We start from the raw sequence: 15,896 nt of genomic DNA, 5'->3' as shown, positions 1-15,896 counted from the left end.
AATACTTCCCCAAACAATTTCCTTTTATATTTTATCACATTTCATCTTAATACACAAGTAATAAATTTTAATTTATAGAAATGCTTTTTATTTTGAAAGTTTAAAGTAAATCATCTGATTAATAGTATTCCATAAAATAAGATTTATATCAAGTCCGATTAGGGTCTGTTTGAAAGAATTATAAACGATTAAGACCAATTAAAAGCAAATATTACCAGAATAATTAAAATATGAAATTTTTTTCAATAACCTTGACAACTTAAATTTCATGTATTTCGATTATTTCCATAATAGTTTCAAAATCATCTCTATCTATAGCTTTATCGAGATATTCTGCTTCGCCAATTTGATTATCGTAAGGATCCAACCTTAAGAAATGCTTGGAACGTAAGGTCTGAGATAAGAATATATCACGCTTTGGGTTATGTAATCATAGATCTTTCTAGCCTTTTTTAACTGATTCTTTTCGTCTTTTACTATCTCTCTTGCCAAGTCTTTTAATAAAGGGGTAAAAACAATCTGAGGCGGCCATTCGGATGTGTGGAAATTGGGCTGCAACTAAACTCGCTCCCGCAGTTAAAGTATCGTGTATATTCCACCCTTGATTGGCATCTATTTTCAATCTTACGTTATCTCCTGCATTTTTTCTTATGAGCCTGATAGCTTCGACGTCGTTTTTAAGATCAATACCGGTTTTGATTTTTAATATGTTAAACCCTCTATCGACACTTTCTTTTGCTTCATTTGCCATTTCTTGTGGCGTACCAATCCCAATACTCCGTTGCTCCTCGCGAAATAACAAAAGGTTTTTTGAGTTTAATTTTGATTTTTTCAGATCTTAAATCTGTTATTTTCATTTTTCTGTCCTCCATAAGATTTTTTAAATAGTACGACCCTTTGCCATAACCTTTTTTATTTCCAGATTACTTTTATCTAAGAACACTATATCGGCATCAAAGTTTTCTTTTATTTGCCCTTTGTTTTCTAATTTAAGAAAATTTGCAGGATTCACGGTTATCACCTTTAAAGCTTCTTCTAAAGGGACATCTTCTTGTATTACACAATCCTTAACCTCTTCAAAGAGTGTAGCTACATCTGCAACTGCCAAACCTAAATAATTTCCTTTGTCATCGAATTGTGGTAAACTCCCCTGCCCATCGGATGAGAAAGATATATTGTCAATATTTGCTCCATCATCCAGCAAAAGTTTTAAGGCTTTAGATGGTTTTGATGGATCGTCTTTGTCTTTCTTTTTTGATGAACTAGTTGTGAAATCTATCCTTCCGCCCAGTTCTATAAAATCTTTACATGTTTTAAGAGCTTTTTCTCCCTTGTTCATGTGAGTTGGAAGGAACTGTGTGATTGGTAATTCTGAATTTTCAACAACATCTATCAATATCTGAATTAATTTTTCCCCTCTCCCAACATGGATATTTACAATGCCCGCCTTTTTTGATAAAATTCCACCCACTCGAGCCTCTGAAGTCAATCTTATCAACTCTTCTAAAGTTGGTTGGGAACCTCTATGGTCTGAAATTGCCACCTCTCCAACACCTATTATTTCTTCAATGAAAACTAAATCGTCTATGATTCTGCCGCTAAAAGTTTTTATAGGTAGATGATAAGAACCTGTATACGCATAGCAGCTTACTCCTTCTTGTTTTAATGCTTTTGCTTTTGCGATTAAGTTTTGCATATTACGAGTTGCGTTGTCCGTTCCCAAAACACCTACTAAGGTAGTAATTCCAGAACTTACTATCTTGGAAATAGATATCTCTGGCGTCCTTGTGGTGTATCCCCCTTCTCCTCCTCCCCCTATTATATGAACGTGCGAGTCTATAAAACCTGGAACTACAAGATAATCTTCCGCGTCGATAATCTCAACTTTAAGATTAGAATTTAATTCTATCGAATCGACTAATTCTAAGATTTTTTCTCCACCAATTAATATATCTTTTTTCCCTAAAGGTTTCGGTGAGTAAACCGTTGCATTCTTTATGAGGGTAAGCAAAATTTTTCATCTCCTATACAAATTTATTAACTTTTGTACATACTATCAATACTTTCGGTTCTCTTCCAAAAAGTATGGGTAGAAAAAGCGAAATATGAACATAAGACTAAAACAACTCCATGACGGTGTCGTGTTGACTAAAAAGTCTAATATAACCCAAAATAGGTTATGGAAATTGTTAGAATTCTACATTTCAAAAGATAGGACCTCTAAATTCCAAAAGCCTTGACTATTTCCACCAACTCTTCTCTCTCTTCCCCTTCAAAAACATAAAAAGAAACAGCAGAAGGCTTTCTTTTCAACGTGTATTTTTTCACGAATGGATCAATCTCTTTTGGTACTTTCGGTGTGAATTCTTTGGGTATATTCTTTACCTTTAAATCATAGTACCTACCGTAATTCATTACGAACTTTTCTATCGTCTTTTTTTGTCTTGTATCAAGGCCAATGTAATTTTCCATGAACTCTTTTAAGTTCTTTTTATTTAAGTCTTTTATAAACCTTTTTACAGCATCTTTCCTTCCCAAATAAAAAGGATGTTCGTTGAAGGTTATATTTTTGTTTGTGTAGATTTTTGGTTTTTGAACGTTTGTTAGTAAAGAATCAAAATCTTTCCTTTGATTTCTTTCAAAGATAGAGTTTATTAACTCTTTCTTGTAGTAATCACATCTTTCCTCAATTAAACTGTCATCTTGTATCTCTTTAATTATCTTTTTTAGATTGATCTCTTCTTTGTAGTAATGAACGAGGTAAGATGTAAAGAGTTCTGATACTTGTCTTTCTTTTGGAAGGTTTTTAAACTTTTCAAGGTTTACCTCAAACTTCTTATCTATATCCTTCTTTTTCAATTCTTTGATTATACATATAGGTGTGGATGTATCTATTTCAAACTCAAGAGCATCTAATATGTTTCTCAAGGTATTTGGTTGAATGTGCTTTGTCTTTGCAGATAAAAACTCTTTCAACGTTCTTTCAGAAACGTTCATTGAGTCTATGGGTATCTTTTCTTTTCCTAGCTCTTTCCTTATGAAATCTCTCAGTTTTGGTGTACTTCTGTGTTGGTTGTTATCCAAATTGAATACAAAGTACTTTAATTGGTTAATGATATCTTTAAAAGTATTCTTTATCGATTCACCTTCCACTTTATTTAGTTGAGATAAACACTTTGAAAAGATAAAGGCAGATTCATAAACCAAAGGATCGTTGTTATTCTTCTGTACTTGAAACATAGTATCGAGGGAATTGAAAACTTTAAAGTTATTATCATCGAAATAGTAACCAAGGTAGAATCCCAATGGAAAAGTAAAAGCTAAAGCCTTTTCTTTGTTTGCATCTTTCAACCACCAAGATATATTATTTAAAGCTTGCACCATACCAGAAGGATGTGGAATGGTTTTTAAAACCTTAAATGCTTCAACGTTCAAACAAACTGCTTCTTCGTATCTTTCTTCGTTCTTTTTCCCTCTTGCTTTTGATAGTAATATGAAACCTTTGGTGGCAGGAGCATTTTCATAACTTTCACTCCAAACTCTAATAGTTTGCAAATCTTTTTCTTCAAAATTTAATTCACGAACATTCTTTAAATTCTCAACAACTATTCCTCTTAAATACTTAGGAAATTTTTCGAATTCTTCCTTCAATTGATTGAATACTTCTTTAATTTCTTCATTTCTAGAAAGATTGACCAAAATACCTATCTTTTCAACTAAAATTAGACAATACAAACCACCTTTTTTCAACTCCTGTAACTCTTCATCTATTATCTCAAGGGCTTCATCGTATTTAACATCCCATTTTAATTTCAAAACGTTTATGTAATTGACGATGTGTTTATTTTTATCTGATCTATCACTTTCTAAGTAATGAACAACATAATTCAAAATTGGTCTTATGAACTGTCCTTTATTCACAATTTTATCCAGTAGTTTAATGTTCATTTCTCAACCCCTTTTTCTTTACCCAATAGCAACAAAAATATAAAATAAAATTTACTTCAAAAACCCCTTCCTTTAGAATGTTAAGAACTCTTGAAGCTTCTATATTTTATTCTAAATTTTATTATATCATAACCCTCTTATAATACCCAAAAGAAAGACAAATGCATTATATCCGATAAGAATCATCGTAAATAATTTTAACATAAGTTTTTTTTGAGTAATCTCCGTAATACTTTATCAATACATATTTGAAACCAATTAAAAAAACACTTGAAAATCATATGGAAAAGGGTATGATTAAAATGAGGGATTGGATTATTTGAGATATTAATTTTAAATTAAAAGAATAGTACCCATTTCAGAAGTAGGTCAAAGCAACTCTTAACGAAAGGCAAAGTAAATTAAGGGGAAAAACAAGAACTAAAACATTGAGTAATTATCCAAAATGCTTTTTGAAAAGTAATTTGAATTAAAGAATTTTTATGAAAAACAATCATAAAATAGGACAGTAATCCATATTTGACAAGGAGCTTAAACGAGTTTGAACCACCTAAAAATATATGTTAAAATTATAATAATTATTTTCTTGTAGATTGTGGATTGGGCTGCGGGGCAAAAGGGCGCTAAATATAAAATAAAGATACTATAACAAGATTAAAACAGGAGGAAATTCCATGACAAATGAGCAAAAAAGAAACTTTTTGCTATATTCTGCAGGTAGGCTTGTATCTTTAATAGGAACTGGCATACAACTGATTGCTTTACCGCTTTATATTCTTGATCTTACAGGTTCTGGGACGCTTATGGGTACATTTAGCCTTTTAAGCATGCTTCCAGGATTAATTTTTTCACCGATAGCAGGGGTTTTAGGAGATCGAAGAAATCGAAAGAAAATTATGGTGAATTTGGATTATTTACGAGGTATAATTATACTTTTTATGGCATATTCAGCCTATCAAGGTTGGATGAGCATCACCTTTATCTTCACTGCCCAAGTATTTATTTCTATATTAGACAGTTTTTTTGGAGGTTCAACCAATGCGATGCTTCCAGACTTGGTACCTATTGATTTCCTCACAAAAGCTAATTCGATAAATTCTTCAATAAATAGTATTTCTAATATTATAGGACCAATCCTTGGAGGAATCATATATGGATTTGGTGGAATAAAAGTTGTGTTTCTTATAAATGGAATTTCTTTCGTTGTTTCTGCTATAAGCGAAATGTTTATTACTTACGTACCACATTTTGAAAGTAAGCAAAAAATATCTTTTAAATCTATGTTTTCAGACATCAAAGAAGGCTTAATTTTTATAAGAGGAAGAAAGGGTTTGAAAGAACTGCTTTTATTTGCATTGGTTGTCAATTTTTTATTGGCACCGATTCTTACTATTGTGCTCCCTTATGTATTAAGGCAAGAAATTGGATTTACGAGCGAACAGTATGGAATCACCCAATCTTCTTTTACCGTGGGGATACTAATTGGCAGTATTTTAATTGGTACTATTTTTTCTAAGAATAATCCGAAAAAATCGGTGACACTCGGTTTAACAGTAGAGGCAATTATTTTATTCATCATTTCAGGTTTATTTTTTCCTACCATCGTTACCAGATTCGGAGGTGCATCATGGACCTTCTTAATAATTTTGTACATAAATCTTATGATAATAGGCGTGAGCAATGCCTTTATAAATATACCTATTGATACCAACATGCAAAAAATGACACCAACCAACGTAAGATCTCGTGTTTTTACGGTTGTGGAGTTGGTTGCTCGAGGAGCTATACCTGTTGGTGCGCAGATATATGGTATTCTTTTAGATTTAATGAGGGGATATCAAATTACACTGTTTGCAAGCATAGTATCAGTTATTGTAATTATCCTATTTTTAAGAATTGCACCAGAAGAAACGTTTAATCCCAAACCTTTTACTGAAGAAGTGTGAAAGTCGATTCTTGATAAAATCATTTTTTCAATTGTGATTTAATGCTTTTATGGAATACAGCGTGAACCCTTGACTATTCCATCAACCATATTTGACAAGGAGCCCTCTTTTATTGACATAGTTAAAAAAATATGTTATACTTTATACGATTAGAAAAAGGGTGCGTAGCTCAGTGGGAGAGCGCTTCCTTGACGCGGAAGAGGCCGTAGGTTCAATCCCTACCGCACCCACCATTCTTATTCAATTTTAACTTTTCTCATATATATTGCTAAAAAAGCAGGATGAAGTTCATCCTGCTATTATTTTTTATTATTTGTGATTTCAAAAATTTTATTTCTATACTTCTCATTAATACATATGTACTCATTATCTTTAAAAATTAATTTTTCTTTATCGTTCGGGGCGTTTCTGATTATAGCGCTTACCAGGGCGGAAACCGATTTTTTGTTTTTAAGTTCTAAGGTTGCTTTGATCTCTTCAGACTTCATCTTTCCTTTTTCGATCAATAATTCAAGAAACCTTGTAGTTAGTGGTTTTAAGTTTTTCACAAAACTTTTTAGTTCTTCTTCGTTCCATTCTTTTCTCGATCTTCCGCTTATCAATTGATGCATAATTTCTACTCTCTTTTTTAAATCGTCAGAAAGCAGGTAAAAAAGAATTTCTCCATTTATTTCTGATTCATCCATTAGTTCAATAAGAGAGTCGAAAGTTTCGTTATCTATGGTAGCTTTGTAATTTTCGTCTCCGTATTTTAGGCTTCCTTTTTCGTAAATAATATTGAAAATGGAAAAATAACTTTCTAAAAGTTTTGAATATAAAAAGTCTCTTAAATCATAACTTTCTAGTGTTTTGAGCAATTCGTTTGTTGACTGAAAATCTTCTTTTCTTTTAATTTTGCTAAAAACAAGTTCTTGAAGTTTTTTCTGGTTTTCTTCTTTTAACAGGTCTTCTCTTAAAAATTTTACAAGCATTTCTAATTCGTCTTTGTACATGGCGCCCGCTCCCAACTATCAAATTTTTTAAAGTATTGGTCTATTACATATTTGTGGGATATTTTTTAGCAAAACTAAAATGTATCCCCTTTCCAACCCCACATCGTATTTTTAATATCTAAGAAGTTTACATACACACGATCTTTTGGTATATCCAATTGTTGCTCTAGCAATTGGCAGAGCATCTTAGAGAGAGATTTGGTTTGTGACTCAGGCAAACCTATGCTTCTTAATTCAACAAAAGCAGCCAATTCTGAGCTTCCTTGAAAGTGGATATATGCGGTATCTTCTAAACTAACCATAAAATAGGTTTCAGCTTTACCAAGGGCTTTAGCAACTTCCTTTGTAAGAATGCGTGTCAACTCTTCTTTGTTATCTATCTTTTTATTTGTAGTTACCTTTAAATATGGCATTTTTTAGCCTCCCTCAACTTAAATTATACTCTATTTAGAAACTCTAAAAATGCTTTAGCACCTTAAATATTTTAGCACATCTAATTTAGAAAAATCAATCTTCAATTTGACTTATTGTTATAACTATTATATAATTGGAATATACTGATTAGGAAGGAGTGAGATTAAAATGGAAGAAGCCCCTATTCCGCTCTATTATAAACTTTATCTGGACTTAAAAAGAGAATTAGAGGAAGATTATAAAAAAGGGGATAAGTTGTTAACAGAAAACGAGATATGCGATAAATATGGAGTTTCTCGTTTGACCGTAAGAAGAGCCTTGGAAGAGCTCTCAAAAGAAGGTTTACTAACAAGAAAAAGAGGACAAGGTACTTTTTATACAGGGAAAAAGCAAGAAGAAGAATTAACCAGGCTTACAGGTTTTACTGATGAAGCAGCAAAGCAAGGTCATAAAACAAAATCCATTGTATTGGAAAACAGGCTAATAGAAATTCCTGCTGAGTTAGTTGAAGAGTTCAAAGTTCCAAAGGATGGAAGGGTAGTACTATTAAAAAGAATTAGATTTTTAGATGAAGATCCTTATGCAATCGAAACAGCATACTTAAATCCTAATGCAGATATAAGGGTATTGAACATAATAGAAAGGGATATGTCAAAAGAATCTTTATATAGTATACTAACTAACGAATACGGTATAAGATTCACTCATGCAGTTGAAACTCTTGAGGTAACAACTTTAAACAAAGAACAAGCGAAATATTTATCTCAAAATGAAGGATCTATTGCTGCTTTGAGAACAAGATATACCTATATAGAAGATAAAAAGTGTATTGAATACGTTAAATCAGTTTACAGAGGGGATAAGTATAAATTCAAGATAGTCAGAAAGGCATAAAAACCAATAAAAATAATTCTGAGGAGGTAGTATGTAAGTGCACTATACTTTGGATGAAATAAAAAGGGTACCAAATCTCTTAAATAAATTAAATGAGTTTGATTTTTCTTTTTCAAAAGAGAAAAAATATCTTTTTGTTGGGTGTGGCTCTTCATATAACATTGGATTTATAATGAAAGAAATATTGAACAAAAATGGGTATAAAGCAAAAGTACTTACCGGTGGACATATTATGCTTTTTGATGATATTCCTGACAGTGACGTTGCAATTTTAATAACCAGAACCGGTGAATCAACCGAAACTATCCAGGCCGCAAAAAAATTGAGACAGAAAGGTATGAAAACCATAGGAATAACGTCTTCTAAGAATTCTTCAATTACTCAACAATGTGAAGAAAATATAACTTTAGATTTTGCTGAAGAAAAAAGTGTTGTTATGACCGGTTCTTTTGTTTTTATACTGGCAATGTTGCTAAACGGTATAGTAAAAAATGATTATTATAATTACAGTGAGAAAATCTTAGAAGATTCCGAAAAGATTATTGACCACTTGACTTTAGAAAAGTATGAACATTTTGTGTTTCTTGGATACGATGAAAACTATGGTATTTCAAAAGAAGGCGCTCTAAAACTCCAAGAAATGGCTTTACAATATGTTGAATACCATGAGCCTTTAGAGTACAGACACGGTCCTATATCAAGGCTCACCGAAAAAACTTTAGTTGTCTTAAATTCAAAAGGTACGAAAGAAGAGAAAAAATTGAAAGATGATATAGAAAAGTTGGGGGGAAAGGTCCTAGTAATTTCTTCTAATGAACAAGTGGAAATTCCAGATATGAAAGGATTTGAAGCTCCTCTAAGGCTTATACCCATACAATATTTAGGCTACAAAAAGGCCATACAAATGGGATACAATCCAGATTCACCCAAGAATCTTTCGAAATCTGTCAAATTAGAGGGGTGAGATAAATATGAAATTAGAAAAAGTGTTAATTGTTGATCCTGTAAATGGTGAATATACTGGAGATATCGAAATAAAAGGCAAAAAGATTTCTGAAGTAATAAAAAAAGATTATGATTATGAAGAGTTTAATACCATCATTATGCCTGGTTTTGTAGATCCCCACACTCATGCACAAAAAGGTATAGATACTATGCATGCAACAAAAGAGGATTTCAAAAGTTGGGCAAAAAATAATTTTTCATATGGTGTAACTACTTTTTTGCCATCAACTGTATCAGCCTCTAAAGAACAGATCTTAAAAGTATTGGATAATATAGAAGATGTGAATTATTCAATCGAGGGAATTCATTTGGAAGGTCCTTACATAAACAAAGAAAAAAAAGGAGCACAGAACCCTCAATATATAAGAAATCCTTCTTTGGAGGAACTAAAAGAGATAATTAACGATAAAGTGAAATTAATAACCATGGCACCCGAAGTTAATGGTTTTTATAAAGCAATAAATTATCTTAAAGAAAAAAATATAGTAATATCATTAGGCCATACTTCAGCAAATTTTGATATCTTCAAAAAAGCTTTCGAATCAGGAATCAACAGAATCACTCATTTTTCAAACGCATTAACACCCCTACATCATAGAAACATTGGAGGAACAGGTTCTGGGTTTTATTTTGATTTTAATATAGAAATGATATGTGATGGGATTCATCTCTCTCCTGAGTTTGTGAGGTTGGTATATAAAATAAAAGGAGCAGAAAAAATTATATTGATAACCGACTCTATGGCTGCAGCGGGGTTACCAGACGGTGAATACGAATTGGGTGGCTTACCAGTAACGGTTAAAAACAACGAAGCAAGACTTAGTGATGGAACAATCGCTGGGAGCACCCTACTTTTCAACGAAGGTGTGAAAAATTTTAAAAAATTCACCAATTGTTCTTTACAAGAACTTGCAAAGGTATCCTCGTATAACGCACTTCAAGAACTACATATATACGATAGGGGAAGGATTGAAGTTGGTTATTACGCAAACCTTGTTATTTTAGACAAGGAGCTCAATGTAAAAGAAACCATTTTCGAAGGAGAAAAGGTATTTTAAACATTACGTGCTATAATAAAACATAATAAAAAAATTGGGCTGCGGGGTGAAGGGGCGCTAAAGAGAGTTTTAGAGTTTATTAAGAAAGTGTAAAAAATGGAGGTATCGTTTTTGGAAAACAGAGCAAATAGTTTTGATGTTATCGTTGTAGGAGCAGGCCATGCGGGAATTGAAGCTGCTTTAGCCTCTGCTAAAATGGGAATGAATACTTTAATATTGAATATAAATTTAGATACCTTAGGGTGGGCTCCGTGTAATCCCGCTATAGGAGGGCCCGCAAAAGGTGTTGTTACTAGAGAAATAGACGCTTTAGGAGGAGTACAAGCAAAGGTAACAGATGAAACAATGATCAACATCCGAATGCTCAATACAAGCAAAGGAATTGCTGTAAGGGCTTTAAGAGCTCAAATTGATAAATACGATTACTCACAAAAAATGAAAGAAATCTTAGAAACCACAGAAAATCTAATTTTGAGACATGGAATAGCGAAAAGTATTTTAGTAGAAAACGGTAAAGTGATCGGGTTAGAAACAGAATTAGGAATGAAATACTTTGCTAAAGCTATCATTTTAACTACAGGAACATTTTTGAGAGGCAAAATTTTCGTTGGTAGGAACACCTTTGAAGCTGGAAGAATAGGGGAGCTTCCTGCAAACTCATTGACATATTCTTTAATTAAAGAAGGTTTAGAAGTATCAAGATTTAAAACCGGCACACCTGCCAGGTTAAGAAAAGACTCTATCGATTTTTCTAAGTTTGATATTCAAGAGACAGCAGACGAACCTCTGTCTTTTTCCTATTGGAGTAAACCAAAAGTATTATCGAAGGATTATCCTTGTTATCTGGGTAGAACCAACAGTAAGACCCATGAAGTTATTAGAAGATATATTGCTTTTTCACCTTTGTATGGAGATGTGAAATTAATCCAGACTAAAGGTCCTAGGTATTGCCCTTCAATCGAAGATAAAGTTATGAAATTCAATAAAGATTCCCATCAATTTTTCCTTGAACCAGAATCTAAGCACTCTAAAGAGATCTATTTAAATGGTTTGAGTACCAGCTTGCCTTTTGAAGCACAGATTGAGATTTTGAAAACCATACCTGGTTTAGAAAACGCTATAATTGAAAGGCCCGCGTATGCCGTTGAATACGATTTTGTTAATCCAATTCAATTAAAACACAACCTTGAAACAAAAAAAATAGAGGGATTATTCTTAGCTGGCCAGATTAATGGTACAAGCGGTTATGAAGAAGCCGCGGGTCAAGGGCTTATGGCGGGAATTAATGCTGCTCTAAAAATTAGGGAAGAAGAACCTTTTATTCTTGACAGATCAGAGGCTTATCTTGGTGTTCTTATCGACGACATTATCACAAAAGGTGTAGATGAACCATACAGACTGTTAACTTCTAGAGCTGAATACAGGTTGTTGCTCAGACATGATAATGCTCATTTAAGGTTGTATAAATATGGATATAAATATGGTTTATTGAGTAGAGAACAATACGATCAGCTTAACAGATTAGAATATCTAATAAATCAACAAATTGAGAGGCTGGAACAAATTAAAGTATCACCTAATCAAGTTAACAATATTCTGTTATCAAAAAGCTCTTCAAAGATCACTCAACCTGTTCACATGAGTGAATTACTCAAAAGAAGCGAAATATCTTATGCTGATTTGAAACATTTAGATGAAGAAGCAATCGAGGATAATGAAGTTATAGAACAAATAGACATCCATTTTAAATATAACGGATATTTTAAAAGAATGCAAGAAGAGATCTATAAAATGAAAGAGCTTGAAAAAGAAAAGATTCCGAAAGATATAAATTTTGACGAAATCAATAATTTAGCCTACGAAGCGAAAGAAAAATTAAAAAATATTCGTCCAGAAACTTTTGGGCAACTTCTCAGAATACCTGGCATAAATCCAGCAGATGCCATAAACTTAAAAATTTATTTGAAACAAAAAGACAAAATAAGGTAGTTTAAATGAAAACCGCCCCAATAGGACCAGGGGCGGTTTAAAAATTTATTTTATATTATATTTTAAAATAAAGACATCTTTCTGAGCATCGGCACCTAGATCTGCTGATTCAGAATAGCCAGAAACATAAAGGTTCCCGTTATTATCAATATCAAGGGCATAAGCAACATCTTCTCCATACCCACCAAGAGATTTTTCACTCAGCAAATTACCGTTATTATCGTATTCAAGTAAAGCAAAATCTTTGTCACCATTCAGTGTTGTAATATAACCTGCAACGTATATATTCCCATTTGGACCGACGGCAACTGAATAACCGTGATCACTTTCAACATCTCCATAAAAACTTTCCCACAAAATATTTCCATCGGGGTTAACTTTTACAACATAGATATCTGACCATTTTGTCTTCCATGAACCTTCATAACCAACCGCTACGTATCCTCCGGGTACTTCTTTAACATCGAACCCTCTAGCATAATCTCTTGGAGCAAAAACTTTTGTCCAGATTTCTTCTCCATTAGGATCAACCTTAGCCAAATAGAACTTGGTTCTATTTTCAAATAGTTCTACTACCGTGCCTGCAATGATGAAGTTACCGTCTGAAGTTTTCTGAATACTCAAAGGTTTCGTGTCAGAACCTGGAACGAAATAAGGAAGCCATTTTTCAAATACTACCTTCCCATCTTTATTCAGTTTTACCATTTTACCTCGCATGTTCAATGTATCAGGATCGGAACCATAGCCTACTACAACATAACCATCATTTACTTCTACAACAGCGGTACCTTTGTCATTACCGAGTTTACTAATATTAGTAGAAAATTTGTTTTTACCAATTTTACTTACATAAAAATCTGAATCACTACCATAAGAGCCCGACGTTCCCACTACGAGGAAATCTCCATCTGAAGTTAGAATTCCCTGATTTGCCCAATCGTTGTAATTTCCACCTAACTTGTTTTCATAAACGACATTGCCTTTTTGATCAAATTTCAAAATTAATATATCTTCGTTGAATCCTTTTTCGTTGGTGTATCCAAAGAGGTACACACCGTCATCTGTAGATTTTACATCGAAGATTTCCTGAGATCCCTTAAGTGTATATACTCTTCCCCAATCAAGGGTTAAAGAAGCCATCGTAAAAAGAGATACTGTTAACACTAATACCAATACAATTTTTGATTTCACCACAATCCCTCCTATCTTTATATAATTACTGTCTTTAAAATTTCTAAAACTCTCTTTAAATCAGATTTTTAGATTTAAAAATATAAAATTACCTTCGTCAATGTTGATTACATTCTAACTATTTTAGCGCCCCTTCCCCCTGAATGAAAATTACGGAAAACTCATTCTTTTTTATTATATCATAAAAATTAAAAATTACACAACAATTTATTTATAGAATACCAAAACTTTTACCTATTTTTTCAAACTTGTTTAAAGCAAAGTCTAAGTCTTCTTTACTGTGTAATGCGCTTATCATTACTCTTATTCTCGCTTTACCTTTTGGAACGGTTGGATAAACTATACTTGATGCAAAAATATCTTCTTCATATAGTTTTGAGCTAAATTCTTTTGTTTTCTTTTCATCATATATCATCACAGGGGTTATAGGAGTTTCAGTGCCTCCGATATCATAGCCCATTTCTTTTATCATACTTTGAAAATATTTAGCCTTATCCCACAGCTTTTTTACTAAATCGTCAGATTCATGAAGTATTTTTGTCGCTTCTAAAGCTGCAGCAGTTTCTGCTGGAGACAAAGAACTAGAGAATAGAAATGGTCTTGCTTGTTGCTTCAAATAATCAATTAATACTTTTTTACCCGCTATAAATCCGCCTACCACGCCAAAGGCTTTCGATAAAGTTCCAATTTCTATATCCACTTCGTCTGTTAAATTGAAATGATCAGCTATTCCTCTACCGTTTTCCCCTAGTACTCCTTCTCCATGAGCATCGTCCACCATTACTAAAGCATCATATTTTTTAGCTAATTCAACAATTCCTGGAAGAGGTGCAATATCTCCATCCATACTAAAAACACCGTCAGTTATAATTAATTTTCTTCTACAATTATCCTTTTGAGCCTTAACCAGTTGATCTTCCAAGGAGTTTAAATCTTTATGTTTCCAAATATATCTTTTTGCCTTTGATAATCTAACCCCGTCTATTATGCTAGCGTGGTTAAGTTCATCTGATAAAATGCCATCTTCTTCGTTTGTTATAGTGGGAATGACTGCTTGATTTGCGTTGAATCCAGATTGAACAACAAGAGTTGCCTCTACTTTTTTAAATTCAGCTAATTTTTCTTCTAATTCTTCATGAATCTTCATAGTGCCAGCTATTGTTCTAACCGCTCCTGGGCCTACACCCCAACTTTTAATTGCATTAATAGCGGCTTCTTTTAATCTTTCATTGTTTGCCAAACCCAAATAATTGTTAGAACACATATTTAAAACCTTTTTACCATTAATATTGATCCAAGCTCCCTGTGCACTTTCAAGTGTTCTTATAGTGATACGTAAACCAGCATCTTCACGCTTTTTCAAATCTTCTTCCAATTGATTATAAAAATCCATAATCAAACCTCCTCTTTGGCAACGTTTAAAACAATCTTACCACTTTTCCCACTCGCCATCAATTCAAAAGCTTCTTCAAAGTTTTCAAAGTCAAATTCATGGGTTACGATTTTACTTAAATCCAATTTATGATATTTCAACCAGTTTATTGCCATATACCACGTTTCAAACATCTTTCTTCCGGTAATGGTGTGAATAGTTAGATTTTTAAAAACAGCGGTATTCATTTCGAACTTTACCTTACTTTCAGGATAAACCCCTAATATAGATGCCACTCCTGTGTTTTTTAAGGACTTTATGCCATCATTCAAAGCGTTTTCATTTCCTGACATCTCAAGAAAGACATCTGCTCGCAATCCAGAGGTTATTTTTAACACTTCATCAACTAGAGACTTCTCCTTTGGATTTATAACTAAATCGGCTCCTAAAGATTTTGCCATATTGATCCTATAATCAGAAGGTTCACTTACTACAACATAAGCTGCTCCAGATAATTTAGCAATTTCTATCGCCATAGCGCCAATAGGTCCCGCACCAGTAATCAAAACTACCTTACCTCTTAGATCAGTTGCGGTTGTCGTAAAAATCGCATTTCCTAAAGGCTCCATTACAGACGCATATTTTAAAGGTATACTTTCGTCTATTTTTATCAAAACTTTATCTGGAAGAACTGTGTATTCAGAAAAGATTCCGTCTCTGTCCACTCCCAAAATTTCTAAATTCTGGCATACATGCATATTACCTGTTCTACATTGATGACAATAACCACAAGGTATATGACTGTCTGAAACTACTAAATCTCCAGATTTAACGTTTTTAACCTCACTTCCCACTTCGATTACTCTTCCTACAAATTCATGTCCATCGATTTGTGGGAAACGCTTAATACGATCTTTTGCCCAATCATTCCACTCATAAATATGCACATCGGTCCCACATATAGACACTTTCAAAATTTTGATCTTTACATCGTGTGGAGACTGCAAGGTAGGTTCTTCAATTTCCACTAGGGATAACCCTTTTCCTGGTTTAGATTTCACAATAGCCTTCATTTTTTCACTCTCCT

13 protein-coding genes and 1 tRNA gene are annotated in these 15,896 nt (G+C 33.0%); 6 read left to right on the top strand and 8 right to left on the bottom strand.

Going from position 1 to position 15,896, the window contains the following annotated elements; translation table 11 throughout:
* Window positions 1-442 precede the first annotated feature (442 nt).
* From X929_RS06080 to X929_RS06070, 3 genes are all read right to left on the bottom strand, one after another.
* Window positions 443-751, bottom strand: a complete 309-nt coding sequence (locus X929_RS06080; RefSeq protein WP_103067143.1) for an enolase C-terminal domain-like protein — start codon at window positions 749-751, stop codon at window positions 443-445.
* 129 nt (window positions 752-880) lie between these two features.
* Window positions 881-2,011, bottom strand: coding sequence for a beta-aspartyl-peptidase (gene iadA, locus X929_RS06075; RefSeq protein ID WP_103067142.1), 1,131 nt, complete (start codon window positions 2,009-2,011; stop codon window positions 881-883).
* Window positions 2,012-2,220: 209 nt separating this feature from the next.
* A complete protein-coding gene (locus tag X929_RS06070) occupies window positions 2,221-3,948 on the bottom strand; it encodes a hypothetical protein (RefSeq protein ID WP_103067141.1) in 1,728 nt (575 codons plus the stop codon).
* Window positions 3,949-4,622: 674 nt separating this feature from the next.
* Here X929_RS06070 and X929_RS06065 point away from each other — a divergent pair.
* Complete coding sequence (locus X929_RS06065; RefSeq protein WP_103067140.1) at window positions 4,623-5,894, top strand: MFS transporter; 1,272 nt, start codon at window positions 4,623-4,625, stop codon at window positions 5,892-5,894.
* A gap of 158 nt (window positions 5,895-6,052) precedes the next feature.
* Window positions 6,053-6,127 (top strand) — tRNA-Val (locus X929_RS06060).
* Window positions 6,128-6,193: 66 nt separating this feature from the next.
* Here X929_RS06060 and X929_RS06055 read toward each other — a convergent pair.
* A complete protein-coding gene (locus X929_RS06055) occupies window positions 6,194-6,886 on the bottom strand; it encodes a P-loop NTPase family protein (protein ID WP_103067139.1) in 693 nt (230 codons plus the stop codon).
* Between the two features lie 74 nt (window positions 6,887-6,960).
* Window positions 6,961-7,299 (bottom strand): phenylpyruvate tautomerase MIF-related protein, encoded by a 339-nt coding sequence (locus X929_RS06050; RefSeq protein ID WP_103067138.1) that lies wholly within the window; start codon window positions 7,297-7,299, stop codon window positions 6,961-6,963.
* A gap of 169 nt (window positions 7,300-7,468) precedes the next feature.
* Here X929_RS06050 and X929_RS06045 point away from each other — a divergent pair, with 169 nt between their 5' ends.
* From X929_RS06045 to mnmG, 4 genes are all read left to right on the top strand, one after another.
* On the top strand, window positions 7,469-8,194 hold the full coding sequence (locus X929_RS06045; protein WP_103067137.1) for a GntR family transcriptional regulator: 726 nt from the start codon (window positions 7,469-7,471) through the stop codon (window positions 8,192-8,194).
* Window positions 8,195-8,231: 37 nt separating this feature from the next.
* Window positions 8,232-9,158, top strand: a complete 927-nt coding sequence (locus X929_RS06040; protein WP_103067136.1) for an SIS domain-containing protein — start codon at window positions 8,232-8,234, stop codon at window positions 9,156-9,158.
* A gap of 7 nt (window positions 9,159-9,165) precedes the next feature.
* The gene (gene nagA, locus X929_RS06035; protein WP_103067135.1) at window positions 9,166-10,257 is read left to right on the top strand and encodes an N-acetylglucosamine-6-phosphate deacetylase; all 1,092 of its coding nucleotides are present in this window, start codon (window positions 9,166-9,168) and stop codon (window positions 10,255-10,257) included.
* Between the two features lie 111 nt (window positions 10,258-10,368).
* A complete protein-coding gene (gene mnmG, locus X929_RS06030) occupies window positions 10,369-12,246 on the top strand; it encodes a tRNA uridine-5-carboxymethylaminomethyl(34) synthesis enzyme MnmG (protein ID WP_103067134.1) in 1,878 nt (625 codons plus the stop codon).
* A 45-nt stretch (window positions 12,247-12,291) separates the two neighbouring features.
* On the opposite strand, the gene X929_RS06025 is transcribed toward mnmG, so the two are convergent.
* The 3 genes from X929_RS06025 to tdh all read right to left on the bottom strand — a co-directional run bounded on the left by X929_RS06025 (window position 12,292) and on the right by tdh (window position 15,882).
* Complete coding sequence (locus tag X929_RS06025; RefSeq protein WP_103067133.1) at window positions 12,292-13,437, bottom strand: NHL repeat-containing protein; 1,146 nt, start codon at window positions 13,435-13,437, stop codon at window positions 12,292-12,294.
* Between the two features lie 211 nt (window positions 13,438-13,648).
* Entirely contained in the window at window positions 13,649-14,830 is a 1,182-nt protein-coding gene (locus X929_RS06020) for a glycine C-acetyltransferase (protein WP_103067132.1), read from the bottom strand.
* Between the two features lie 2 nt (window positions 14,831-14,832).
* Window positions 14,833-15,882, bottom strand: a complete 1,050-nt coding sequence (gene tdh, locus X929_RS06015) for an L-threonine 3-dehydrogenase (protein WP_103067131.1) — start codon at window positions 15,880-15,882, stop codon at window positions 14,833-14,835.
* Window positions 15,883-15,896 lie beyond the last annotated feature (14 nt).

Origin of the sequence: Petrotoga olearia DSM 13574 (assembly GCF_002895525.1) — a bacterium.
GTDB lineage: Bacteria > Thermotogota > Thermotogae > Petrotogales > Petrotogaceae > Petrotoga > Petrotoga olearia.
Note: the sequence above shows the minus strand (reverse complement) of the source record. Positions and strands in the feature narration are given on the sequence as shown.